The 23727-nt window shown below is 72.6% G+C and carries 21 protein-coding genes and 1 pseudogene; 9 read left to right on the top strand and 13 right to left on the bottom strand.

The features are described 5' to 3' along the window. Positions 1-34: 34 nt before the first annotated feature. From QE359_RS02765 to QE359_RS02750, 4 genes are all read left to right on the top strand, one after another. Positions 35-1069 carry an aldo/keto reductase gene (locus QE359_RS02765; RefSeq protein WP_309777424.1) on the top strand — a complete coding sequence of 345 codons (1035 nt, stop codon included), beginning with the start codon at positions 35-37 and terminating at the stop codon, positions 1067-1069. Between the two features lie 345 nt (positions 1070-1414). After that, positions 1415-3175 (top strand): cellulose synthase catalytic subunit, encoded by a 1761-nt coding sequence (locus tag QE359_RS02760; RefSeq protein WP_309777422.1) that lies wholly within the window; start codon positions 1415-1417, stop codon positions 3173-3175. Further along, entirely contained in the window at positions 3172-3912 is a 741-nt protein-coding gene (locus QE359_RS02755; RefSeq protein ID WP_092385340.1) for an HlyD family efflux transporter periplasmic adaptor subunit, read from the top strand. Before QE359_RS02760 ends, QE359_RS02755 begins: the two co-directional genes overlap by 4 nt. 4 nt (positions 3913-3916) lie before the next feature. Continuing rightward, a complete protein-coding gene (locus QE359_RS02750) occupies positions 3917-6022 on the top strand; it encodes a glycosyl hydrolase (RefSeq protein ID WP_309777420.1) in 2106 nt (701 codons plus the stop codon). Positions 6023-6046: 24 nt separating this feature from the next. On the opposite strand, the gene QE359_RS02745 is transcribed toward QE359_RS02750, so the two are convergent. Both QE359_RS02745 and QE359_RS02740 read right to left on the bottom strand, forming a co-directional pair. Beyond that, complete coding sequence (locus tag QE359_RS02745) at positions 6047-6826, bottom strand: DNA-formamidopyrimidine glycosylase family protein (RefSeq protein ID WP_309777419.1); 780 nt, start codon at positions 6824-6826, stop codon at positions 6047-6049. A gap of 20 nt (positions 6827-6846) precedes the next feature. Then, complete coding sequence (locus QE359_RS02740; protein ID WP_309777417.1) at positions 6847-11631, bottom strand: DEAD/DEAH box helicase; 4785 nt, start codon at positions 11629-11631, stop codon at positions 6847-6849. A 170-nt stretch (positions 11632-11801) separates the two neighbouring features. Here QE359_RS02740 and QE359_RS02735 point away from each other — a divergent pair, with 170 nt between their 5' ends. Beyond that, on the top strand, positions 11802-12440 hold the full coding sequence (locus QE359_RS02735; protein ID WP_309777416.1) for a PadR family transcriptional regulator: 639 nt from the start codon (positions 11802-11804) through the stop codon (positions 12438-12440). Positions 12441-12517: 77 nt separating this feature from the next. On the opposite strand, the gene QE359_RS02730 is transcribed toward QE359_RS02735, so the two are convergent. Next, positions 12518-13135, bottom strand: coding sequence for an alpha/beta hydrolase-fold protein (locus tag QE359_RS02730; RefSeq protein WP_309777415.1), 618 nt, complete (start codon positions 13133-13135; stop codon positions 12518-12520). 85 nt (positions 13136-13220) lie between these two features. On the opposite strand from QE359_RS02730, the gene QE359_RS02725 reads away from it, so the two are divergent. Further along, positions 13221-13763, top strand: a complete 543-nt coding sequence (locus tag QE359_RS02725; RefSeq protein WP_070417646.1) for an NUDIX hydrolase family protein — start codon at positions 13221-13223, stop codon at positions 13761-13763. An 80-nt stretch (positions 13764-13843) separates the two neighbouring features. On the opposite strand, the gene QE359_RS02720 is transcribed toward QE359_RS02725, so the two are convergent. Beyond that, entirely contained in the window at positions 13844-14047 is a 204-nt protein-coding gene (locus QE359_RS02720; RefSeq protein ID WP_070417647.1) for a CsbD family protein, read from the bottom strand. Positions 14048-14168: 121 nt separating this feature from the next. Further along, positions 14169-15777, bottom strand: a pseudogene (locus QE359_RS02715) (DEAD/DEAH box helicase). Positions 15778-16050: 273 nt separating this feature from the next. On the opposite strand from QE359_RS02715, the gene QE359_RS02710 reads away from it, so the two are divergent. After that, positions 16051-16875 (top strand): endo alpha-1,4 polygalactosaminidase, encoded by an 825-nt coding sequence (locus tag QE359_RS02710; RefSeq protein WP_309777413.1) that lies wholly within the window; start codon positions 16051-16053, stop codon positions 16873-16875. A 19-nt stretch (positions 16876-16894) separates the two neighbouring features. Here QE359_RS02710 and QE359_RS02705 read toward each other — a convergent pair whose 3' ends face one another. The 4 genes from QE359_RS02705 to QE359_RS02690 all read right to left on the bottom strand — a co-directional run bounded on the left by QE359_RS02705 (position 16895) and on the right by QE359_RS02690 (position 19147). Beyond that, positions 16895-17254, bottom strand: coding sequence for a GntR family transcriptional regulator (locus QE359_RS02705; RefSeq protein ID WP_071295229.1), 360 nt, complete (start codon positions 17252-17254; stop codon positions 16895-16897). Positions 17255-17264: 10 nt separating this feature from the next. Further along, positions 17265-17834 carry a DUF1684 domain-containing protein gene (locus QE359_RS02700; RefSeq protein WP_309780394.1) on the bottom strand — a complete coding sequence of 190 codons (570 nt, stop codon included), beginning with the start codon at positions 17832-17834 and terminating at the stop codon, positions 17265-17267. 118 nt (positions 17835-17952) lie between these two features. Further along, entirely contained in the window at positions 17953-18444 is a 492-nt protein-coding gene (locus QE359_RS02695) for a hypothetical protein (RefSeq protein WP_309777410.1), read from the bottom strand. Positions 18445-18514: 70 nt separating this feature from the next. Continuing rightward, positions 18515-19147 (bottom strand): GNAT family N-acetyltransferase, encoded by a 633-nt coding sequence (locus tag QE359_RS02690; RefSeq protein ID WP_071295193.1) that lies wholly within the window; start codon positions 19145-19147, stop codon positions 18515-18517. 96 nt (positions 19148-19243) lie between these two features. Here QE359_RS02690 and QE359_RS02685 point away from each other — a divergent pair, with 96 nt between their 5' ends. Both QE359_RS02685 and QE359_RS02680 read left to right on the top strand, forming a co-directional pair. After that, entirely contained in the window at positions 19244-19852 is a 609-nt protein-coding gene (locus QE359_RS02685) for a 2-phosphosulfolactate phosphatase (protein ID WP_309777408.1), read from the top strand. Between the two features lie 55 nt (positions 19853-19907). Beyond that, positions 19908-20210 carry a DUF427 domain-containing protein gene (locus QE359_RS02680; protein ID WP_309777407.1) on the top strand — a complete coding sequence of 101 codons (303 nt, stop codon included), beginning with the start codon at positions 19908-19910 and terminating at the stop codon, positions 20208-20210. A 29-nt stretch (positions 20211-20239) separates the two neighbouring features. On the opposite strand, the gene QE359_RS02675 is transcribed toward QE359_RS02680, so the two are convergent. The 4 genes from QE359_RS02675 to QE359_RS02660 form a co-directional block, all read right to left on the bottom strand. Beyond that, complete coding sequence (locus tag QE359_RS02675; RefSeq protein WP_229085561.1) at positions 20240-21490, bottom strand: Nramp family divalent metal transporter; 1251 nt, start codon at positions 21488-21490, stop codon at positions 20240-20242. Positions 21491-21595: 105 nt separating this feature from the next. Continuing rightward, entirely contained in the window at positions 21596-22291 is a 696-nt protein-coding gene (locus QE359_RS02670) for a CGNR zinc finger domain-containing protein (RefSeq protein ID WP_070417654.1), read from the bottom strand. Between the two features lie 47 nt (positions 22292-22338). Then, positions 22339-22815: a SprT-like domain-containing protein gene (locus QE359_RS02665; RefSeq protein ID WP_309777405.1), complete on the bottom strand. Its 477-nt coding sequence runs from the start codon at positions 22813-22815 to the stop codon at positions 22339-22341. Then, positions 22812-23654: a hypothetical protein gene (locus tag QE359_RS02660; RefSeq protein WP_070417655.1), complete on the bottom strand. Its 843-nt coding sequence runs from the start codon at positions 23652-23654 to the stop codon at positions 22812-22814. The genes QE359_RS02665 and QE359_RS02660 overlap by 4 nt, the downstream gene beginning before the upstream one ends. Positions 23655-23727: the final 73 nt, after the last annotated feature.

The following is a 23727-nucleotide window of genomic DNA, read 5'->3' as shown; positions in this document are numbered from 1 at the left end:
ACACCCGGAACGCCATCGACAGGAGGAACCGCACATGCAGTACCGCACCCTCGGCCGCACCGGCATCCAGGTCAGCCCCTTCGCCCTCGGCGCCATGATGCTCGGCACCGACGGCAGCATCGGCAACGGCGACGAGCAGGACTCGATCCGCATCGTCCACCGCGCACTCGACGCGGGCATCAACTTCATCGACACCGCCGACCGCTACTCGCAGGGCGGCTCGGAGGAACTGCTCGGCAAGGCGCTCGCCGGCCGCCGGGACGACGTCGTCATCGCCACCAAGTTCAACGGCCCGATGGGCGACGACCCGAACCGGCGCGGCAACTCCCGGCGGTGGATCACGCAGGCCGTCGAGGGGTCGCTGCGGCGCCTCCGGACCGACCACATCGACCTGTACCAGGCGCACCGACCCGACGACACGGTCGACCTCGAGGAGACCCTGTCCGCCCTGACCGACCTGATCCGCAGTGGCAAGGTCCGGGCGATCGGCAGCTCGGACTTCCCCGCGTCGATGCAGGTCGAGGCGCAGTGGACGTCGGAGCGCAGCGGGCTCGAGCGCTTCCGGACGGAGCAGCCCACGTACTCGATCCTCAACCGCGGCATCGAGCGCGAGGTCCTCCCGGTCGTCCAGCGGTACGGCATGGGGTCCCTCGTGTGGAGTCCCCTCGCCGGCGGCATGCTGACCGGCCGCTTCCGGAAGGGGCAGGACACCGACCTCGCCCGCGCGACCATGTTCCGGCACAACCGCGACGAGCGACGGATCGACGCCGTGGAACAGGTGGTCGCACTGTCCGAGGAGACCGGCATCCGGATGACCCACCTCGCGATGGCCTTCGCGATCGCGCACCCCGGCGTCACGAGTGCCCTGATCGGCCCGCGCTCGGTGGAGCAGCTCGACGACCTGCTCGCCGGCGCCGACGTCGTGCTCTCCGACGAGGTCCTCGACCGCATCGACGCGATCGTCCCGCCGGGCACCGACGTCGGACGGCTCGACCAGCAGTACCAGCCGCCGGCCGTGCTCGACGCCACCCTGCGCCGACGCCCCGCCGCGGGACGCTCCGCGGCCTGACGTCGCGTCGGGGGCGGCCGCTTGCGGGAAACCGCACGATCGCCGCCCCCGGGGCCGTGTTCACACGTTCGTCACGCAACCGGCCCGATCGCGGCCCTACGATCGCAGGACCGACGGCGACGGGCCGTCGACAGCACGACCGCACCACGACACGACACACCGAACACCGCGACCGCACCCACGGTCGTGAGCACCGCCGGCGCAGGATCCCTAGTCCCTCGCCGGCCGGACCTCCCGAGGGTCCGGATCCATGTCGCCGCAGCCGCCGACGCCCGTCTCACGATGCGTCGGCGCCTGCGCTCGACCCCGCGTGAGTCCTCTCCGAACCCGACAGGAGACCACGCCATGTCCGCACCACCCGACGTCCGTCGTACCCAGACGCCACTCCGAGCACCAGCGGCGACCGACGAGCTGCAGTCCTTCGACTTCCAGCTCCCGGCACCGCTCACGCCGCGCGACCGCGAGCGCGCCCGACGCCGCCGGCAGACCGAGCCGGTGCCCTACGTCCGACCACGTGCCGAGAGCCGGGCGCACAGCCCCGTGATGGTCCTCATCGTGCTCATCGCCACGCTCGGCGTGATGGCGTACGCGGTGTTCCTCCTCGACCCGGCGAACCGGGGCGACTTCCTGCCGTACGGGCTCGTGATCGTCGCCGAGAGCGTGCTCGTGGGGCAGGCGCTCCTGTCCATGTGGACGATCCTGTCCGGCGGCTCCGATCCCCGGGACTTCGCGTTCCACCACACCCAGGACACCCTGTTCGACCGCGACACCATCGCCCGCAGCGGCGCCGCCGACCAGCCCCACCGCTGGCCGATGCACGTGCGCGGACGCCGGGTGGACGTCGACGTCTTCATCACCGTCTACGGCGAGGAGCTCACCAAGGTGGCCGCGACGGTGCAGGCCGCGGTGGCCATGCGCGGCGAGCACCGCACGTGGGTGCTCGACGACGGGCGGAGCGACGAGGTGCGGGCGCTCGCCGAGGAGCTCGGCGCCCGGTACGTCCGTCGGCTCTCCTCGCACGGCGCGAAGGCGGGCAACATCAACCACGCGCTGACGCTCGCCAAGGGCGATTACTTCGCGGTCTTCGACGCGGACTTCGTGCCGAAGCCGGACTTCCTGTTCGAGACCGTGCCGTTCTTCGCCGACGACGGGATCGCCTTCGTGCAGACCCCGCAGTCGTACGGCAACCTCCACAACCTCGTCTCGCGGGGCGCCGGGTACATGCAGACGGTGTTCTACCGGTTCATCCAGCCCGGCCGGAACCGGTTCAACGCGGCGTTCTGCGTCGGGACGAACGTCATCTTCCGCCGCGAGGCCATCGACGAGATCGGCGGCATGTACACCGACTCGAAGTCCGAGGACGTCTGGACGAGCCTGATGCTCCACGAGCGCGGCTGGAAGACCGTCTTCATCCCGATGACCCTCGCCGTCGGAGACGCCCCGGAGACCATCGAGGGCTTCACGAAGCAGCAGCTCCGGTGGGCCACGGGCGGCTTCGAGATCCTGCTCACGCACTTCCCGTTCCGCCCGAAGCACCGGCTGACGATGGACCAGCGACTGCAGTACCTCGTCACCGCGAGCTTCTACCTGACGGGCATCGTCCCCGGGCTCCTCCTGCTCGTGCCGCCGCTCGAGATCTACTTCGACCTGCGCCCGATGAACCTGACGATCGGGGCCGGCGAGTGGGTGCTGTTCTACCTCGGCTTCTACGGTGCGCAGGTGCTCCTCGCGTTCTACGCCCTCGGGTCGTTCCGGTACGAGACGCTCCTGCTCGCCGCGGTCTCGTTCCCGATCTACGCGAGCGCGCTCTGGAACGTCGTCTGCGGCAAGGAGCAGGCGTGGCACGTCACCGGCGCCTCCCGTGGTCGGACGCCCTCCCCGTTCAACTTCATCGTCCCGCAGGTGCTCGTGTTCGTGTTCCTGGCGTTGACGAGCGTCGTGGCGGTCTGGCGTGACCTCGACAACGGGCAGCTGACGCTCGCGACGGCCTGGAACACCACGAACACCCTCGTGTTCCTCGCGTTCATCATCGCCGCGTTCCGCGAACAGGCGCGGAACCGCGTGACGGACCGGCTGACCGCGATGCTGGACGGGGTGACGGCATGACCTGGACGAACCGACTCCGGCTGTTCGCGGGACTCATCGTGGTGCTCGTCGTCGTGGCGGCGTGCACGCTCGTCTTCAACCAGCGGCAGAGCGCCGTGGCGAGCACCTCGGCGGCGATCGCCGCGCAGGAGTACGCCGTCGGCACCGACTACGGCGGGACCGTCACCGAGGAGTACGTCGAGGAGGGCGACACCGTCCGGAAGGGCGACCAGCTCCTGCAGGTGCAGAGCCTCCAGCTCGCGCAGGACATCCGGAAGGGCGTCGTGGGCGCGAACACGCAGACGAGCGCGTACGACATCGGCGCCGACGGCTTCATCACGTTCAAGGCCGAGGTCTCCGGCACCGTCGCCAAGGTCGACGTGAAGACCGGCGGGTACGTGCAGGCCGGCTCCGAGCTCGGCACGATCCACAAGGAGGACAGCCTCTTCGTCACCTCGAGCTTCATCGTGACGGCCCGGGACTACGGGCGGATCCGGAACGGCGCCGCGGTCGACCTCGTGCTCCCGAACGACACGACGATCCGGGGCACCGTGAAGAGCGTCAGCGTCGAGACCAACGACCAGGGGCAGGCGAAGACCACGGTCGACGTCGAGAGCCCCGAGCTCTCCGCGTCGCCGTCGAGCGGCATCACGAGCCCCGGGACGCCGGTGGACGCCACCCTGCACCTGCGGGACGACGGCCGGCTCGCGGGTGTCACGGACCTCGTCCGTGACTTCGCGCGGCAGATCGGACTGTAGCCCCATGTTCCGGCTGCCTCGGTCTGCCCGTCGCGACCAGGCGCCGGACGCGCGCCGTCGGGTCGGCGTGCGCCGTGCCTCCAGGCTGTCCACCAGCGTCACCGTCGTGACGGCCGTCGCGATGCTCGTGACCGCGTGCACCGGTCCTGGAGGCACGGATCACCCCGGCGAGACCACCTCGCCCACCACGAACGGTGCGGCACAGGCGCGCGCGGTCGCCGGTCTCGGCGACGTCGCGTCGTCGAAGGCGGGCGCGATGCGCCTCGCCGACGGCCTGCTGCCGCCGACGAACCGCTGGTTCTCGGGACTCGTCTTCGGCGCGGCACCGCAGCCGGTGTTCCCCAGCCCGATCTCGTGGCAGGTGACCGACGACGGCTTCGCGGCCGGTCTCCCCACCGTCACGGCCACCGAGAAGACCATCGCCGGCGGCGCGACGCAGCAGGTCGGACTCGACCTCGGTGCGACCTCGACCCTGGTGTCCGCCTACGACTCGGTGTCCGTGACCGTCGAGCACCGTGACGGCTCCACCGTCCTCGGGCACACGGTGGTCGCCGAGGGCTCGCCGCTCGTGACGTACACCGCCGCGCGTGCCGGCACCGTCACCGCGACCACCCCGATCGACGGCACCGGGGACGGTACCGGGACCGTTACCAGCGGCGGCCGGACCTGGCAGCTCGTCGTCCGCGACGGGACGATCGACGGCGACGCGATCGACCTGCGGTCCGGCGGCAGCGTCGTGCTCCTGCCGGTCCCGGACGGCGCGACCGCGGCACAGACGGCCAGACTCGTCGCCGCCGCCCGTCCGCTCACGGGGGTCGCGCTCGACCGCAGCGCCTCGCGGGGGAAACAGCGCACGACGCTGACGTACGACTTCGGCTCCGGCGACCGGGGCGTGCTCGTCCCGCAGCCGGGGCAGGGCACGACCGGCCTGGAGTGCACCGGCCTGCACTACGAGACCGTCCAGGGACCGGCCCCGGTCTGCACCGGCACCGCCCTGCGGTTCGCGGTCGACACGGTCCGACCATCGGACACCCTCGACCTGTCGGGGCTGTCGTCCGCGGAGCGAGCGGCGCTCGTCACCCAGGTCCGCGCCGACGCGTCCACGGTGGATGCCTCGTCGTACGCCGCGGACAGCTACGGCGGTGGGAAGGACCTGTACCGCGTCGCGAACCTGTACCGGCTCGCGACGCAGCTCGACCTCGCGTCGGTGGCGGACGCACTGAAGACCTCGGTCGTCGACGAGCTCGACCAGTGGTTCGACCTCGCCGGGTGCGGGACCCGCACGGCCCGGTGCTTCGCCTACGACCCCACGCTGCACGGGCTCGTCGGGCAGGAGGCCTCGTTCGGCTCCGACGAGTTCAACGACCACCACTTCCACTACGGCTACGTGCTGTCCGCAGCCGCGGTCCTCGCCGCCGACGACCCGGCGCTCGTGAGCCGGTGGCGGACCGTGGCCGACCTCGTCGCGGCGGACATCGCGTCACCGGAGGCCACCGCCTCGTTCCCGGCGCTCCGCGTCTACGACCCGTACGTGCAGCACTCGTGGGCGTCCGGGTTCTCGCCGTTCGCCGACGGAAACAACCAGGAGTCGTCGTCCGAGGCCGTCTCGGCGTGGAACGGCGTCGCGCTGTGGGGAGCGGTGTCCGGCTCGACGTCGGGGTCGTCGTCGCTCCGGTCGGTCGGGACCTGGCTGCTTTCCAACGAGGCGGCTTCGGCCGCGCGGGACGTGCTCGACCCGGACCTGTCCGCGTTCCCGGAGTTCCGGCACCGGGTGGTCTCGCTGACCTGGGGCGGCAAGCGCGACCACGCGACCTGGTTCAGCGCCGCGGCGGCCGCGCCCGCGGGGATCGAGCTCATCCCGATGCCGGCCGTGGCGGCCTCGTACGTCGATGCCGGCGGCGCGGCGCAGATCCGCCGGGTGCTGGCCGAGGCCGTGCCGGACGGCAGGTACGACGTCCAGTTCGGCGACTACCTGCTCATGTACCGGGCGCTGGCGTCACGGGCCGATGCGGCCACGGCGCTGCGGGAGGCGAGGGCGTTGCCGGACGCGGTGGTCGACTCCGCGAACTCGCGGTCGTACATGCTGGCGTGGATCATGTCGCGCGCGTAGCGCCGGCGCGGTGGCCGCGACCCGTCAGGTCTGGCAGCGCGGGCACCAGTACGTGTCGCGCAGGGTCAGCTCCGACTCACCGAGCTCCCCGTACCGGATCGGCGTGCCGCAGCGCAGGCACGGCTTCCCCGCCCGGCCGTACACCCAGAAGCGCCGACCGGGCCGATCGACCCCGGTGGTCACACGGGCACTGCGGTCACGGTTGGCGAGGATGAGCCGGCTCGCCAGGGCGATCATCCGCGCCGGGTCGTGCACCTCGCGCACCGGACGGGTCGGCAGGACTCCGCGCAGGAAGCACAGTTCGTTCCGGTAGACGTTCCCGAGGCCGGCGAGCACCCGCTGGTCGAGCAGTGCGAGGCCGACCGGACGATCAGGGTCCCGCGTCAGGTTCGCCAGCGCGAGGTCGGCGTCCCAGTCGGGACCGAGCAGGTCGGGGCCGAGGTACCCGACGATCTCGGACTCCTGGTCGCGGGGGACGACCTCGAGCACCCCGAGCGCGAAGCCCACCGTCGAGACGTCCACAGCGTCGAGCACCACCCGTGCCTGGTGCGCCGGGCGACGCCAGCGGTCCCCGGGCGCGTAGACGTCCCACCGCCCCTCCATCTTGAGGTGCGAGTGCACGGTCAGGTCGCCGATCCGGTGCAGCAGGTGCTTGCCACGCGGGACGACCTCGTCCACCGTGCGGCCGACGAGGTCGAGCGTGGCGAACGCCGGCACCCGGAAGTCGCTGCGGGTGAGGACCTTCCCCGCCAGTGCGGCGTGGAGCCGACGGGCGGCGCGGAAGACGGTGTCGCCCTCAGGCACCGGGCACCCCCGTCGTGCGCTCAGACACGGAGACGCAGCCCCTGCGGCGTGGCGGTGAACCCGGCTTCGCGCAGCGCCGAACCGAGCGGGGTCTCGAGGACGAAGTCGCCGTCCACCCGCTCGACCGAGAGCTTCCGTAGGCCGCTCCGCACGGTCGCGGCGATCGACGCCGCAGCCACGGCGAGGTCCGCCGGGTCGTCGGTGAAGGTCAGCACCGACTTGCCACCGCGTTCGACGTACACCGCGAGGTGCCCGTCGACCGTCGTGACGAGCGCACCCGCCTTGCGCCCGGGCCGGTGCCCGCGGCCCGTCGTCTTCACGGGAGCGGAGTCGGCGGCCCCACCGGGACGACCAGCCGTACCGTCGGCGCTGCCCGGACCGTCGTCGTCGGGCCCGGCGGCGGCGTCGGACGGCCACGGCAGCGACGCCCCGTACGCGTTCGCCGGGTCGGTCGCCGCGAGGGTCAGGGCATCACGCGACCGGTCCGGATCGGCCCGTTCGTCGTCGTCGATGTCGCGCGCGTACGTGCGGAGCCGGTCGACGGTGGGCCCCGTCGCGAACTGCGCGGCGCCGAGGCCCTCGACGAAGTAGCCCCGGCGGGCCCGGCCGGACTCCTCGAAGCGGGAGAGCACCCGGTACACGCCGGCGAACCCGCCCCGGACGCCCTCGACCTGCACCGCGCCGCGGGTGACGACGCCGTACCGCTCGAGCAGCTGTTCGGCGGTCGCGGCGGCCCGGACGGTCGCGTCGGACTCGGCGAGGGGGAGCAGGGACCACCGGCCGCCGACGGACGGCGGACCGGACTGGGTCGGCATCGTCGGCCGACGACGCCCGCGGTACGCCCGTGCGCGGGGTGCGCTCGAGCTCTTCGCCTTCCCGCCGAGCATCGCCCGCAACGGCGCGAAGGTGTCGTTCGTGATCTGTCCGGCCCACACCAGGTCCCACAGCGCGGTCGACAGGGCGGTGTCGTCGGTGCTGCCCACGGCCTGCCCGAGCTGCCGGAAGAAGTACGCGCCGCCGCCCGCGAGCGCACCGAGCACGTCCCGCTGGAGCTCGGTCGTCTCGTCGCCGGAGGGCTCCGCCAGGGTCGTAGCCGCGGTGTCGGCGAGGTGCAGGCGGATCCATCCGTCGTTGCCCGGCAGTGTGCCGCCGCCGGACCAGAGGACCTCGCCCGTGGCGGTGAGCTCGTCGAGCATGCTCGGCGCGTAGTCGCCGACGCGTGCCGGCAGCACGAGGGTCTCCCACGCGCTCGCGGGCAGTGCCACCCCGGCGAGCTGGTCGACGACCTGGAGCACCCCGTCGACGCCGCGCAGCCCACCGCGGGTACCGGCGGTCCGGACGTGCTGCCACGCGGGCAGGAACCGCGCGAGGGCGTCCGGGGCGACGGGCTCGACCTCGTGCCGGAGCGCCGCGAGCGACTTCGTGCGGATGCGGCGGAGCACCTCGGCGTCGCACCACTCCGCACCCTGGCGATCGGGACGGAACTCGCCCTCGACCACGCGACGGTCGGCGACGAGGCGGCGCAGGGTGTCCTGCACGACGGCGATCCCGAGCCCCAGCCGTCCGGCGGCGTCCTGCGCGGAGAACGGCCCGTGCGACCGGGCGTACCGGCCGACCAGGTCGCCGAGCGGATCGGCCACCGGTTCGACGAACGCCGTCGGCACGCCGATCGGCAGGGGCACCCCGAGGGCGTCGCGCAGGCGGGAGGCGTCCTCGATCACGGCCCAGCGGGTCGCGCCGGCGTGCGAGAACGCGAGCACGCGGCGGTCTCGCTCGAGCGCGGCGAGCACGGTCTGCACCTCGGTCGTCGCTGCGGCGCGGTCGTCCGCCTCCGCCAGCCAGCTCCGCTCCACGATCTCGTCGAGGTCGAGCGCGCCCACGAGCCGCAGGACGTCGACGATTCCCTCGGCGTCGCGCGCCCGGCGGTCCGGCGAGAGCCGCTGCAGGTCACGCTCGACCGAGGCGATCACCGCCGGGTCGAGCAGCTCTCGGAGCTCGGCACGACCGAGCAGCTCGCCGAGCAGCGTCGAGTCGAGGGACAGTGCGGCCGCCCGACGCTCGGCGAGGGGGGAGTCCCCCTCGTACATGAACGCGGCGACGTACCCGAAGAGCAGCGAGCGCGCGAACGGTGACGGCGTCTCCGTCTCGGTCTCGACCAACCGGATGCGCCGGCCCGCGATGTCGTCGGCGATCCCCAGCAGGGCGGGCACGTCGTACACGTCCTGGAGGACCTCGCGCACGGTCTCGAGCACGATCGGGAAGGTCGGGTACTTCTGGGCGACCTCGAGCAGCTGCGAGGCCCGCTGCCGTTGCTGCCAGAGCGGGGAGCGCTGCCCGGGGTTCCGGCGGGGCAGCAGGAGCGCCCGCGCGGCGCACTCACGGAAGCGCGCGGCGAACAGCGCCGACGCCCCGACCTCGTCCGTCACGAGCGCTTCGAGGTCGTCCCGCTCGAACACGAACAGGTCGGCGCCGGGAGGCTCGGCATCGGTCTCGGGGATGCGCACGACGATCCCGTCGTCGGCGGCCATGGCGTCGCCGTCGATCCCGTGGCGCTCACGGAGTCGTGCCGCGACCGCCAGGGCCCACGGCGCGTGCACCTGCATGCCGTACGGCGAGTGCAGGATGAGCCGCCAGTCGCCGAGCTCGTCACGGAAGCGTTCGATCACGAGGGTCGTGTCGTTCGGCACGTGTCCGGTCGCGGCGCGCTGGTCGCGGAGGAAGGTGAGCAGGTTCGTCACGGCCCGTTCGTCGAGCCCACCGGCGGCCACCCGGGCACGTGCGTCGTCGTCGGAAGCTCCCTCGACCTCGCGCACGAAGGCCCCGGTGGCACGGCCGAGTTCCGCGGGGCGACCGATGCCGTCGCCCTTCCAGAACGGCACGCGGCCCGGCTGCCCGAACGCGGGGCTGACGATCACCCGGTCGTGGGTGATCTCCTCGATGCGCCAGCTCGTCGCACCCAGCGCGAAGACGTCGCCGACGCGGGACTCGTAGACCATCTCCTCGTCGAGCTCGCCGACGCGCGAGGCCTTCTCGCCGACCATGAACACGCCGAACATGCCGCGGTCGGGGATCGTCCCGCCGCTGGTGACCGCGAGCCGCTGGGCACCCGGACGCCCGGTCAGGGTGCCGTGCACGCGGTCCCACACCAGGCGCGGGCGGAGCTCGGCGAACTCGTCGCTCGGGTAGCGCCCGGTCACGAGGTCGAGCGTGGCCTCGAACGCGGAGCGGGGCAGACCGCTGAACGGGGCGCTCCGCCGCACGAGCTCGAACCAGTGCTCGACGTCGACCGTGTCGATCGCCCCCGCTGCCACGGTGTGCTGCGCGAGCACGTCGAGTGGGTTCGCCGGCACCGAGATCGACTCGATCTGCCCGGCGACCATCCGCTCGACCGTCACGGCGCTGTTCACCAGGTCGGCGCGGTGCTTCGGGAACAGCACACCGCGCGAGATCTCGCCGACCTGGTGCCCGGCGCGACCGACGCGCTGGAGACCGCTCGCGACCGAGGGTGGCGCCTCGACCTGCACGACGAGGTCGACCTCGCCCATGTCGATGCCGAGCTCGAGCGAACTCGTCGCGACGACGCAGCGCAGTCGACCGGACTTCAGGTCGTCCTCGATGATGGCGCGCTGGTCCTTCGAGACGGAACCGTGGTGGGCGCGGGCGAGCACCGGCACGGCGGCGTCGGAGCCCCCGCCACCGGTCTGCCCGGACGCGCCGATCACTTGCGCCGGGGGCCGCTTCGTGCCCTGCGGGGCGACGGCGTGCGCCGAGGTCCGTGCCGGGGACTGCGGACGCCCGCGCGCGACCGGCAGGCCGTCGTCGGCGGGGGAGGAACCGGCCGGCACCAGCGCCCCGTCGCCGACGGAACCCGCCGCCGCGAGGACGCGTTCTTCGTGGATCTCGTTCAGCCGTGCCGTCAACCGCTCGGCCAGGCGGCGGGAGTTCGCGAACACGATGGTCGACCGGTGTTCCTCGACCAGGTCGACCACGCGTTCCTCGACGTGGGGCCAGATCGACCCGTTCGTCGGTGACTCGGTCGCGTCCGCACCGACGGGCGGTGCACCGAGCTCGGCCATGTCGTCGACCGGCACGACGACCCGCAGGTCGAACGTCTTCTGCGCCGGCGGGGCGATGATCGACACCGGTGCGCGTCCGCCGAGGAACCGCGCCACCTCTTCCGGGGGGCGCACCGTGGCCGACAGCCCGATGCGCTGCACGGGCTTCTCGAGCAGGTCGTCGAGCCGTTCGAGCGAGACCGCCAGGTGGGCGCCGCGCTTGGTGGACGCGACGGCGTGCACCTCGTCCACGATGACGGTGTCGACGTTCACCAGGGTCTCGCGCGCCTGCGAGGTGAGCATGAGGTACAGCGACTCCGGCGTCGTGATGAGGATGTCCGGCGGCTGCCGCAGCAGCTTCTGCCGATCGGACGACGGGGTGTCACCGCTGCGGACCCCGACCGTGACGTCGGGTGGTTCGAGCCCGAGGCGCCGCGCGGTCTGGGTGATGCCGACGAGCGGGCTGCGCAGGTTCCGTTCGACATCGACGCCGAGGGCCTTCAGCGGGGACACGTAGAGCACCCGGGTGCGCTGCTTCGCGGGCGGACGGTCGGTCGAGCTGATGAGTCGGTCGATCGACCACAGGAACGATGCCAGCGTCTTGCCGGACCCCGTCGGGGCGATCACGAGCGCGTGCTGCCCGGTGGAGACGGCGTCCCACGCACCGGCCTGCGCCGGGGTCGGTGCGGCGAAGGCGCCGCGGAACCACTCCGCGGTGGCGGGGGAGAAGCGCTCGAGGACGTCCGTCATGGTCCGTCCCATCCTGCCCGCCACCACCGACAGCGGCCCGTGCGGACGTACCCCTTGACAGAGCGATAGTTACCGATCTATCGTCAACACATCGCGATACGACGAAGACGATTCTGGTCAGACCGTTCGCGAGCCGACTCAGCACGACGGAAGGACGCATCATGCGACCCATGCACAACGACTTCGACACCACCCAGCACCCGCGCGGCCCCCGCTTCGGCGGCGCGCGGCAGCACCACGGCGCCGGCTTCCCCGGCCGCGACCGCGGTGACCACGACCACGGCGGACGCGGCGGCTTCGGCCCCGGTTTCGGACGCGGCTTCGGACCCGGCTTCGGCGGTCCGGGGTTCGGCGGTCCCGGCTTCGGCCGCGAACGCCGTCGCCGCGGCGACGTCCGCCTCGCGATCCTCGGCCTGCTGGCCGAGGGCCCGCAGAACGGCTACGCCGTCATCAAGACCATCGCCGAACGCACCGGCGGCGCCTGGAAGCCGAGCCCCGGTTCGGTCTACCCGACGCTCCAGCAGCTCGTGGACGAGGACCTCGTCGTCGCCACGGGTGACGGCCGGAAGACGCTCTTCGAGCTCACCGACGCCGGCAAGGCCGAGGCAGAGGCGAAGGCGGACGAGATCGCGGCGGCCTTCGACGCGCCGGGCCTCCCGGACTCGTCCCGCGAGTTCATCGAGGCGCTCCGGAAGACCATGGGCGTCCTGCACATGTACCGCACCAGCGCGACGGAGGAGCAGGCGAAGGCGGCGACCGCCAAGATCGACCAGCTCCGCAAGGACCTCCTGCAGATCCTCGCCGACTGACGTCGGAACCCGTGACGGGAGGCGCGGTGCCAGCTGGCACCGCGCCTCCCGTCCTCGTCTCCTCGCGTGGAGGGTCGTCAGCCCCCGACGAACGCGGCCACGTCCGCCAGCTCCGCTGCGGACACCGCGTGGGGCAGACCCTCGTACGTGCGATCCGTCACGGTGGTGTTCGTCGCCGCCCACGCCTGCGTCCGGGCGGTGGCCTCGCCGGGGATCACCGGGTCGAGGTCGCCGTGCCCGAGGAACACCCGGGGCCGGACGGCGGCGACTGCTTCGTCACGCGAGTCCGTCACGCCCGGCACGACGAACCCGGAAAGCGACACCGCGAACGCGAACGCAGCGGGCCGTGCCCGGAGCAGTTGCAGCGCCATCGACCCGCCCTGCGAGAACCCGAGCAGTCCGATCCGCGGGTGCTCGGCCGCGACCGAGTCGATCCACTCGAGGACGCCGGCGACGGACTCGTCGACGGGCCCGAGTGCCGGGGAGCCCGGCGTCCCGAGCGGGTACCAGCTGTACCCCTGCCCGAACGGCATCGGCGCACGCAACGACGCCATGGTCCACGACGACGGCAGCGCCGGGGCGAGTCCGAGCAGGTCGCGCTCGTTCGACCCCACCCCGTGCATCGTCACGAGCAGCGGCGTCCCCGCACGCTCGGAGGGGCTCCGGGTCCACTGCACGGCATCGCGATCGATCATGGGGACGACAGTAGTTGACGCATCAACCATCCCCAACCCCCGCGCCTTCCGCCGAACTCGCCGCGGTGACTGGTAGACACGGTGCATGGCCTCGCTGCGCACCCCCGACCCCGACTCCGGCTGGCTGTCCGACGAGGAGCTCGCGAACGTCCGCCGTCGACTGCCGATCTGCTACGTCGAGGCGGTGCCCGTCCGCACCGACGGCCTCGGCGTCGTCACCGAGGTGGGCGTGCTGCTGCGCGTCGCCCCGAGCGGTTCCATCGCCCGCACGCTCGTCTCCGGGCGCGTGATGTTCGGCGAGTCGATCCGGACCGCACTGTTCCGGCACCTCGAGAAGGACCTCGGGCCGATGGCGTTCCCGCAGCTGCCGTCGAGCCCCACCCCGTTCACCGTGGCCGAGTACTTCCCGCTGCCCGGCGCGTCCGTCTACACGGACGAACGGCAGCACGCGATCTCCCTCGCGTACGTCGTCCCCGTGACCGGCACGTGCGAGCCCCGGCAGGACGCCCTCGAGCTGACCTGGATGAGCCCGATGGAGGCGGCCTCCGACGCCGTCGCCGACGAGATGGAGGGCGGTCGCGGGGCGCTCCTCCGCGCCGGACTCGCATCGGTCGGCGCCCTCATGTAGCGGCCCACGCCACCCGCACACGACGAAGCCCCCGGATCCGAATCGGACCCGGGGGCTTCGCAGCGCGGTACTGAACCGGCTTACTTGTTGTCGTTCTTGAGGCTGTCGGCCACGCCTGAAGCGGCGTCCTTGACGTTCGTACCTGCCTGCTTGGTGTCGGCCTTGACCTGATCGGTCTTGCCTTCAGCCTTGAGGCGGTCGTTGTCCGTCACGTTCCCGACGGCTTCCTTGGCCTTGCCAGCTGCCTTCGCAGCAGCGTTCTTGACGTCTTCGATCCCAGCCATAGGCTCTCCTTCCGACAGCGGACAGTTCCCCGTCAGCCGCTCACGCGGCATCCGGTGAACGAGAACCTACGCCCGTGGAGTGCGTCCGTGCTCAGGCGGCGTGGAGGTTGAGATCGAGAGGTCAGCGCGCGGAACCGGCGGGACGGGAGGCGCGGCGCGAGCCACCACGACGGTTGCCGCCCGACTCGGTGCCGGACCCACGACCGGCGGCGTAGCCGCCCTCCGAGGACCAGACCGGAGCGGACCCGCCACGGACGGTGTCGCTCGACGCACGACGGCTGCCACCACTGCGGCGACCGCCGGACGCGGCACCCGAGCGCTGCCCACCGGCGGAGCCGGTCGAGGCGCCGGCGCCGGCCTCGGCGGGACGACCGCCGCGACGCCCTGCACCGGACGACCCGGAAGCCGAGCCGGTGCGCGCGGGCTGCGCCGCGCCTCCGGTACGACCGCCGCGACCACGGCGACGGCCGCCGCCCGCGTTGTCGGACTCGGTGGTGCGCTGCTTGGGCTGGCGCTGCTGCTGTGCGGGCTGCTCCGGGGCGACGTGGCGGACCGGAGCGATCTCGCCGACCAGCTCCGTGACGGCGGGGGAGTTCGCCGTGACCTGCTGCGGCGTGACCTTGATCGCGGCCGCACGCATCATCTGCGCGACGTCGCGGCGCTCGGCGGGCATCGTCACGGTGACGACGTCGCCGGACGAACCGGCGCGGGCGGTGCGGCCCGAGCGGTGCAGGTACGCCTTGTGCTCGGTCGGCGGGTCGACGTGGACGACGAGCTCGACGTGGTCGACGTGCACGCCGCGGGCGGCGACGTCGGTGGCGACGAGCACGAGGGCCTCGCCGGAGGAGAACTTCGCGAGGTTCCGCTCACGGGCGCCCTGCGACAGGTTGCCCTGCAGGTCGACGGCCGGGATGCCCTGGCTGCTGAGCTGCTTGGCGAGGCGCTTGGCGTGGTGCTTCGTGCGCATGAAGAGGATGCGACGACCGGTGCCGCTCGCGAGCGTCCGGACGAGGTCCTTCTTCGCGTCGGCGTCGGCGACCTCGAACAGGTGGTGGGTCATCGCCTCGACGGGGCTGTTCGCCTCGTCGACCGAGTGCATGACCGGGTTGTGCAGGAACTTCTTGACGAGCTTGTCCACGCCGTTGTCGAGCGTGGCGGAGAACAGCAGACGCTGTCCCTGCTCGGGCGTGGCCTGCATGATCTTGGTCACACCGGGGAGGAAGCCCATGTCGGCCATGTGGTCGGCCTCGTCGAGGACGGTCACCTCGATGTCACCGAGGTTGACGTGGCCCTGCTGCATGAGGTCGGCGAGACGGCCGGGGCACGCCCACGACGACGTCCACGCCACCGCGCAGGGCGTCGACCTGACGACCCTGCCCGACGCCGCCGAAGACGGTCGTGGTGTTCAGGCCCATGGCCTTGGCGAGCGGGGCGAGGGCGACGTCGATCTGGGTCGCGAGCTCACGGGTGGGGGCGAGCACCAGGGCACGGGGCCGGCCGGCGCGGCGCTTGCGGCCACTCGCGGCGAGGCGGGCGACGAGCGGGATCGCGAACGCGATCGTCTTGCCGGAGCCGGTGCGGCCACGGCCGAGGACGTCCTTGCCCTGCAGGGAGTCGGGGAGCGTGTCCTCCTGGATGGGGAACGCGGTCTCCTTGCCCTGGTCGGCGAGGACGGCGACCATCGGCGCGGGGACGCCGAGATCGGAGAAACGGATGTCTTCGTTGGTCATGGTGACCTTTCCAACCGGAGTGCTCCGGCTGTGGTCGCGCTTGCGAGGCAGCGCGCGGGCGGGATGCGCGCCAACGGGTGTGGCTGGCGCAGTCGCCGCAGCAGAGAAGCCTGGCACCTTCGGGAGGTGCTCGATCATCGGTCCGTGGACCGGGAGTTCGGGGGCGTCCGTACGACGCACGAGGCGATCGGCGCCTCGAGTACGTCCAGCATAGCGTGCGCGGGTCGGATCCCCCAGGCCGAGGTGTCCGCCGGCTCGTGCGAGGATGCACCGGTGCGCACCAGAACCGTCCTGCTGACCGTCGCGACGGCCCTCGTCGCCGTCCTGGGGACGGCGTCCTGCGCCGCCGCGGTGCCCGCCGCGTCGTACCGGAACCTGCCCACCTCGGGCGTCCCCGACTACCAGCTGGGCGGCTCGTACGCGCCTCCGGCAGGTGTCACGATCGTCGAGCGCGACAGCACCGCACGCCCGGCGGCGGGGAAGTACTCGATCTGCTACGTCAACGGCTTCCAGACCCAGCCGGAGGACGCCGCGATGTGGAAGCGGGACCACCCGACGGCGATCCTCCGCGACCGATCGGGCCAGCCGGTGTCCGACCCGGGCTGGCCGGACGAGATGTTGCTCGACACGACGACCGCTGCGAAGCGCGCGACGATCGTGCGGGTCCTGACGAAGTCCGTCGCCCGGTGCGCCGATCGCGGGTTCGACGCCGTCGAGTTCGACAACCTCGACTCGTGGACGCGCTCGAAGGGGAAGCTGACGCGGTCCGGGAACCTCGCACTCGCCGCCGCGCTCGTCCGTCTCGGGCACGGCGAGGGGCTCGCGGTCGGGCAGAAGAACACGCCGCAGCTCGGGGCGTCCGGGCGGAAGCAGACCGGCTTCGACTTCGTGGTCGCCGAGGAGTGCTTCGTCTACCAGGAGTGCGGCGAGTACACGAAGGCGTACGGCAAGCGGGTCATCGACGTCGAGTACTCGGACAACAGCGAGCAGCCGTGGTCGTCGGTGTGCGCCTCGGCGAAGCGGCCGGCGATGACGATCCTGCGCGACCGGGACCTCGTGACGCCGTCGAGCGACGACTACGTGTTCGAGCGCTGCTGACGCAGCGCCCGCGCCGGCGTCAGGCGGGCCAGGCGTCCCGCAGGGCGGCAGCTGCTTGGTCGGCGGACAGCCCCGCGGCCCGTGCGGCGGCAGCGAGGGCACGGGCGGCATCGGTCACCGACGACGGCACCTCGGCCGGTCGGATCACCCGCGTACCGGCGCCGCGTGCGGTCTGCACGAGCCCGGCCTCTTCGAGCAACTGGTACGCCCGCGCCACGGTCCCGGCGGCGAGCCCGAGCTCGTCCGCGAGTCCACGGACGCTCGGCAGTCGTTCACCGTCCACGAGGTACCCGGCGCTGATCTGCGCGGCGATCTGGGACCGGACCTGCTCGAACGGCGGGATGCGCCCTCCGGCGTCGATCGCGACGAGACCCGACATGTGCTCCACCCTAGAAGTCGTACTGCTCGCCGACGGGGATCGGGACCGCGACGGTGTTGCCCGGAGGCGCGAGCGGGCACGCCCACGCCGGGTCGTACGCGCACGACGGGTTGTAGGCGAAGTTGAAGTCGAGGACGAGCTCGCCGTCGTCGCCCCCGAGGTCCGCGCCCTTGATCGTGTCGACGAGGTAGCGTCCGCCGCCGTAGGTCCCGCGGGCCTTGCCGGCGCTCGAGTCCTTGACCGGGATGAACACGCCGCCCGCGTAGCCGCCGTGCGACCACACGTCGAGCGAACCGATGCCGGCCAGGGTCACGACGCCGAGCCGGTCGAAGTGCACGATGCCGTCGGTGCCCGTCTCGACGTCCATCGCGAGGGGCTCCGCCGGCTCGATCCGGGCACGGAAGCGCCACGACGGGTCGTAGTCCGGGACGGGCAGGGACTCGAAGTCGCGGGCGTCCTCGTCGAGGAGCGGGCTGGCCGGGTGCTCGCCGAACATCGCGTCACGGGTCTCGCGCCACAGTGCGTGGGCGGTCTCCGGGTCGGTCGTCGCCCGAACCCGTCGGTACAGGTCGAAGGTCATCCGCCGCCAGTCCACGGTGGCGAGCGTGCTGTGCACGCGGTCGTCGGTTGCCGGCTCATGCGTCTGGCTCACGGTACGAGCGTACGCCCTGCCTGGAGGAACGGCGCGGGTCCGGCGGTCAGGCCGCGGCTCGTCGGGCGCGCCGCCAACCGGGCGCGAGGGCGCGCATCCGCAGCGCGCGCCACTGCCAGATCACCCACATCCCCGGCCAGAGCAGGGCTCCGAGCACCGCGGGCCGCATCCGGTACGAGAGCCGGTCGACGAGGAGCGTCCGACCGTCCCCGAGGTCGACGGTCGCCATCCGGTGCTGCATCGACATCCGTCCGAACAGCCCGCTCGTGCCACCGCCGTTGTCGCGTTGCACGGGCACACCGCGCACCTCGTACAGGTCGAGGTCGACGTGCGTGTCGCCGCTCGGGACCACGCCGAAGGCGCTCGCGGTGATCGGGTGCGGCTCGCCCGGCACCCAGCGCACCGGGAACCCCTGCGGATCGCGCGACCGGTAGACCAGGAACGGCTTCGTCACGGCGACCATCACCGCCGGGGACAGCAGGGCGTCACGCACGGCCTCGACCGGTGCGTCGAGGGTGATCCGGATGCCCACGTGCATGCCGCGAACGCTACTCGTGCGCGGTGGACGACCGGCGGGCCCGGCGGCAGGCGTGCCGGACGGAACCGGGTCAGGCGTGTCGAGCGGATCGGCGTCGAGCACCCTCGGCGCGGTCGTGCCGACGGAGCCGTTCGGCGAGGGACAACCGCACGGTCGGCCACTCCGACGCGATCACGGAGAACACCACGGTGTCCCGCAGCGTGCCGTCACGGCCGATCGAGTGGTTCCGGAGCACGCCGTCCTGCTTCGCACCGAGTGCCGCGATGGCCGTGCGGGACTGGAGGTTGTGCCAGTGGGTCCGGAACTCGACCGCGATGCACTGCCAGACGTCGAACGCGTGCGAGAGCATGAGCAGCTTCGCCTCGGTGTTGATGCCCGTGCGCTGCGTCGACCGCGACAGGAACGTCGCACCGATCTCGACCCGGCGGTTGCCCGTGTCGGGGTTGAGGAACGTCGTCGACCCCACGACCCGGCCGGTCGGGCGGTCGCGCACCGCGAACGGCACCATCCGTCCCGCTGCCTGCTCGGCGAGCCGCCGGTCGATCTCGTCGTCGACCTGCGCCGGAGCGGGGATCGAGGTGTACCAGGTGCGCCACAGATCGCCGTCCGCGACCGCCGCCCGCAGGTCGTCCGCGTGCTCGGAGCCGAGGGGCTCGAGCGTCACGCGGTCGCCGGTCAGGGTGGGTGCGGGGGCGATCTCCATGGCAACAGATCCTACGGTCGCCGACCCTGACGAACCCCGGACGGCGGAGCACCTGTGGAAAGGATCAGGGACCCGCCGACGGCTATCGTGTCGCAGGTGGCAGCACGCACGCAGGAGAAGTACCAGGTCCGCTTCGCATGGGGGACCGGCGGCGCCGCGCGGATCGCCCCGGGGACGCACCTGGTCGTCTGGGTCGACGTCCTCCCGGCGTCCGCGGCGCACGACGGACCCGCCCACCGACGGGCGCTCCGCGCGGTCGCCGCGCAGGTGCCGGACGGTCCGGAGGTCGTGCTCGGCCACCTCGGCAACGCGACGGCGGTCGCGGAACGCGTGACGCGCCTCCAGGCCGAACGCGGTGACCGCTGCGTCGTCGCGATCGTCGCCGCCGGACGCCACCACGCACCCGGTGACGACGCCGCGGAAGCGGCGGGCGAGGCCGCGGACGTGCCCGACGCACCGGACTTCGCGGTCGAGGACCTGCTCGCGGCCGGCGCCGTCGTCGACGCGCTCGCCGAGGTCGGGATCGACCACACCTCGCCCGAGGCGGCGGCCGCCTGTGCCGCGTACACGGGACTGCGGCGGGCGGTGAAGCACCTGGTCAGCGCTTCCGAGGCGGCCGCGGCGCTCGCACCGGCCGACGTTCACGCGGCGCTCGCGGTGGACGGCCAGCTGGAGACCCTGCGGGAATCGAGTTCGCGCGCGTAGCGTTCGACCTCCACATCCGGTACCTCCGCCGGACCGCAGAGCGAAGGAGCGTGCCGTGAAGGCAGTCGTCGGAGACACCGTGATCGCCGAGGCCCCGCAGGAGGACCTCATCCAGATCGAGGGCAACTGGTACTTCCCGCCGTCGAGCGTGAAGAGCGAGCTGTTCACCGAGAGCCCCACCCAGTACCACTGCCCGTGGAAGGGCGACACGCAGTACTACACGGTGAACGTCGACGGGCAGGCGCTGCAGGACAACGCCTGGTCGTACCCGACGCCCATCCCGTCGTCGTTCGACCGTGTCGGCGAGGACTACTCGGGCTACGTGGCGTTCTGGAAGGGCGTCCGCGTCGTCGACTAGTCGGCGCCGACTCGCCGGCGCCGACCCGCTCAGCCGGCCAGCGTCAGCACGATGAGCGCCACGTTGAGCGCGACGATCACCAACGCGATGACCCCCGCGACGACGCGGGTGGTCATCGCGTTGACGTCTGCACCCATCACGCTGCGGCGGGACGTGTAGACGACCAGCGGCACGATCGCGAAGGCGATCCCGAAGCTCAGCACGACCTGGCTCACCACGAGCAGCATCGTCGCGTCGGCGTTCACCGCGAGCAGGACGATGGCCGGCACGAGCGTGACCAGCCGTCGGGCCAGCAGTGGGATCCGCACGTGCAGCAGTCCCTTCATGATCTCGGCGCCGGCCATGCAGCCCACCGAGGTCGAGGCGAGTCCCGACGCCAGCAGCCCCACCGCGAACAGGACGCCCACGACGGGGCCGACGTGCTCGGCGATCGCCCGCTGCGCTCCGGGGATCGAGTCCGTGTCGGCGACCCCGGGCAGCGTCGCCGCCGCGAGGACGAGCATGCAGATGTTCACCCCGCCGGCCACCAGGAGCGCCAGCCCCACGTCCCAGCGCGTCGCGACGAGCACCCGACGACGCTCCGGGCCCGCCGGGACGTCGCCGTGCCGGTCGCGCGCCAGGGCGGAGTGCAGGTAGACCGCGTGCGGCATCACCGTCGCGCCGAGCATCGAGGCGGCGAGCATCACCGATTCGGACCCCTCGAACCGCGGGACGAGTCCGGAGACGAGCTCGCCCGGTGACACCTGCGCGAACAGCAGCCCGGCGCAGAACCCCACCGTGAGGATCGCGAGCATCGCCGTCACGACCGCCTCGAACGTCCGGGTGCCGCGGTGGCTCTGCAGGGTGAGGATCGCCATCGAGACCACGCCGGTGATCACCCCGCCGGCGACGAGCGGCAGCCCGAACAGCAGGTGCAGCGCGAGTGCGCCGCCGATGACCTCGGCGATGTCGGTCGCGGCGGCCACGACCTCGGCCTGCGCCCAGAACAGCAGCCGGGGCGTGCGCTTCATCCGCAGGCCGAGGTGCTCCGGCAGGGACTTGCCGGTGACGACGCCGAGCTTGGCGGAGAGGTACTGCACGACGACCGCGCTGGCGTTCGCGGCGACGAGGACCCAGAGCAGCAGGTAGCCGTACTTCGCGCCCGCGGTGAGGTTCGCGGCGACGTTGCCGGGGTCGACGTAGGCGATGGCGGCCACGAACGCGGGGCCGAGCAGGGTCAGGCCGGCCGCGCGCTTCCGAGGCGTGGTCGTCTCGGCAGGACGGGCAGCGGTGTCGGTCATGAAGACAGCATGCCAGAGGATTCGGCACGCCGAATCCTTGTTTTCGTGTCGCATGCGAATCGGCCCGGCCCGGAGCGGCGAGCAGGCCAGGAGGCGCGGGTCGGCTCAGACCGCCGCGCGTCGGGCCCGGTGCGCCCGCACCTTCGCCCGGTTGCCGCACCGCTGCATCGAGCACCACCGGCGTGTGCCCCCGCGCGACGAGTCGTAGAAGACGAGGCCGCAGTCGTCCGCCGAGCACCGGCTCAACCGCGTCGGCTGCCCGTCCGCGGCGACGTCGTCGAAGCCGACCTCGGTGAACAGGGCCACGGCGTCCCGTGCGACGCTCGACAGCGCCTGGGCGAGCCGCACCCGGTTCGCACCCGCACGACGACGACCACCGGGCAGGCTCGGCGGCACGTCCGGCAGCGCGGCGAACAGGTTGACCGTGTCGATGTCGTCCGGTGCCGGGCGCGTGCGACCCGTCCCGGCGCGGAGGCCGGCAGCCACCGCGGTCCGTTCAGCCGCGGTCGAGGCCGGACCCGGAGCCGCGGCGACGGCCAGCCGGGCGATCGCTGCGCGGAGGGCACGGGCGTCCTGCAGCTCGCGGGCGGTCGCGCCGACGTCGATCGGCTCGGTGTGGTCGCTCAGCCACTCGTCGAGGTCGGCCGGTGTCGCGAGCAGTTCGCCGAGCTGCGCCCGCGGACGTCGACCGTCCGGGTCGTCGGCGAACCCGCCGGTGTGCGCGAAGTCGAGGGCGATCCGTCCGGCGTCGAAGAACCACGTGGAACCGGTGTCCGTGCGGATGTGCTGCCCCGTGTGCATCCGCCCAGGCTAACGGGTTACCGGCGCGCCTCCGCATGCGATCGGCATCATGCGGTAGCTCGGCTGGCCTCCGCCGCTCGGCGCTCCCACGCGATGACGTTCCGGGCGTCGAACCGGCGGGAGCACTTCGCGCACGCCAGCGGCCGGGTCGGGGTGCGGTAGCGGAAGTGCTCGTGCCCGGCCGGACAGGTGCCGATCCACGGTGCGAGTTCGCTCGCCACGGGGCCGTCGTACAGGCGCGAGCCCGTGTAGCCGAGTGCCTTCGCCGTCCGGCGCCACGTGGGTCCGTGGCCGGCGCGGGCCCCGGCCACCGCGTGCGCGATCTCGTGCAGGAGCACCTGGTCGACGTCGTCCTCGGAGAACCGCACGGCGAGGTGGCGGCTCACCGTGATGCGCTTGCGGGCGAAGTCGCACTGGCCCGCCCGGGTCTTCGCGTGGTCGAACCCGAACGACCAGCTGCCCGCCCCGAGGTGTGCCGTCATCAGGTGTTCGGCGCGGGACCGGACGGCCTCGAGCGTCGTCACCGTTCGTCGTCGCCGGGTTCGTCGCGCCCGGCCTGGCCCTTCTGCGCGGCACGTGCGGCGATGCGGCCCCAGAGTTCGTCCGCCTCGGTCCGGGCGGCGTCCGGCGCACCGAGGACCCGGCGGCGCACCGTGGGGGTCTGCTGCACGGGCTCCGGAGCGCGGGGTGCGGCCGGTTCGTCCTCGTCCGCACGGCGTGCGGCGACGTCGCGGGCGGTGCGCGGCTTGTCCTCGGCCGGGGGCTGCGCGACCGAGGCCCGGAGCGCTGCCTCGACCGCCGTGCGGAGCGCCTCGGTGCGCTCCGACGGCGCACCGGCCTGGCGGAACGCCTGGTACGCCCGGGACAGCGCGGCACGGGCCTCGTCGAAGCGGGAGAGTTCGAACAGCGACCAGCCCTCGAGCTCGGCCGCTGCGCCCTCGAGCTCCGGCCACTCCTCGGTCCGGGCGGTGTCCCGTGCCAGGGCCGACTCGGTCGCGGCACGCTCGTACCGCCCCAGGTCGTGCAGGACGTGGGCGCGACGGATCCGTGCGGAGACCTTGTCCGAGCGCTCCCCCGTGAACATCGTCAGGCGGAAGACCTCCTCGGCGATGACGAGCGACTCGTCGAGCCGACCGAGCAGGCGGAGGAGCTCGGCACGCTCCGCGAGCGCGTCGGTGCTGCGGCTCTGCCCGAGGTCGCGCAGCCGCTGCTGGACGGCGTCGGCGTCCACCGCGGGGCGCAGGCTGATCGGAGCGAAGGTGCTGCCGGGGCTCACGCCGGCCGTCACGGGCGCCGCATGACGCGGTTCCCGGGCACGGTCGGTGCGGTCGGGCTGCTGGCGGTCGTCGGGCGGGAGGGACATCGGTTCGAGGGTAGCCGCGCCGCCCCGAGAGCGAGCGGTGCCACGCGCACGGGGGTCACGCTCGTGTCGACCG

This window comes from Curtobacterium sp. SORGH_AS_0776, assembly GCF_031453355.1.
GTDB lineage: Bacteria > Actinomycetota > Actinomycetes > Actinomycetales > Microbacteriaceae > Curtobacterium.
The sequence above is the reverse complement of the archived record's forward strand: the minus strand, read 5'-3'. Positions and strand labels throughout refer to the sequence as shown.

Bases quoted from the DNA above. Each gene is read 5' to 3' on its own strand.
- QE359_RS02700 (WP_309780394.1), bottom strand. From the start codon at position 17,834: ATGACCTTCGACCTGTACCGACGGGTTCGGGCGACGACCGACCCGGAG.
- QE359_RS02760 (WP_309777422.1), top strand. From the start codon at position 1,415: ATGTCCGCACCACCCGACGTCCGTCGTACCCAGACGCCACTCCGAGCA.
- QE359_RS02670 (WP_070417654.1), bottom strand. From the start codon at position 22,291: ATGCACACGGGGCAGCACATCCGCACGGACACCGGTTCCACGTGGTTC.
- QE359_RS02695 (WP_309777410.1), bottom strand. From the start codon at position 18,444: ATGCACGTGGGCATCCGGATCACCCTCGACGCACCGGTCGAGGCCGTG.
- QE359_RS02765 (WP_309777424.1), top strand. From the start codon at position 35: ATGCAGTACCGCACCCTCGGCCGCACCGGCATCCAGGTCAGCCCCTTC.
- QE359_RS02705 (WP_071295229.1), bottom strand. From the start codon at position 17,254: ATGTCGGGTCTCGTCGCGATCGACGCCGGAGGGCGCATCCCGCCGTTC.
- QE359_RS02730 (WP_309777415.1), bottom strand. From the start codon at position 13,135: ATGATCGATCGCGATGCCGTGCAGTGGACCCGGAGCCCCTCCGAGCGT.
- QE359_RS02740 (WP_309777417.1), bottom strand. From the start codon at position 11,631: ATGACGGACGTCCTCGAGCGCTTCTCCCCCGCCACCGCGGAGTGGTTC.
- QE359_RS02660 (WP_070417655.1), bottom strand. From the start codon at position 23,654: ATGTCCCTCCCGCCCGACGACCGCCAGCAGCCCGACCGCACCGACCGT.
- QE359_RS02750 (WP_309777420.1), top strand. From the start codon at position 3,917: ATGTTCCGGCTGCCTCGGTCTGCCCGTCGCGACCAGGCGCCGGACGCG.
- QE359_RS02755 (WP_092385340.1), top strand. From the start codon at position 3,172: ATGACCTGGACGAACCGACTCCGGCTGTTCGCGGGACTCATCGTGGTG.
- QE359_RS02675 (WP_229085561.1), bottom strand. From the start codon at position 21,490: ATGACCGACACCGCTGCCCGTCCTGCCGAGACGACCACGCCTCGGAAG.
- QE359_RS02735 (WP_309777416.1), top strand. From the start codon at position 11,802: ATGCACAACGACTTCGACACCACCCAGCACCCGCGCGGCCCCCGCTTC.
- QE359_RS02725 (WP_070417646.1), top strand. From the start codon at position 13,221: ATGGCCTCGCTGCGCACCCCCGACCCCGACTCCGGCTGGCTGTCCGAC.
- QE359_RS02690 (WP_071295193.1), bottom strand. From the start codon at position 19,147: ATGGAGATCGCCCCCGCACCCACCCTGACCGGCGACCGCGTGACGCTC.
- QE359_RS02720 (WP_070417647.1), bottom strand. From the start codon at position 14,047: ATGGCTGGGATCGAAGACGTCAAGAACGCTGCTGCGAAGGCAGCTGGC.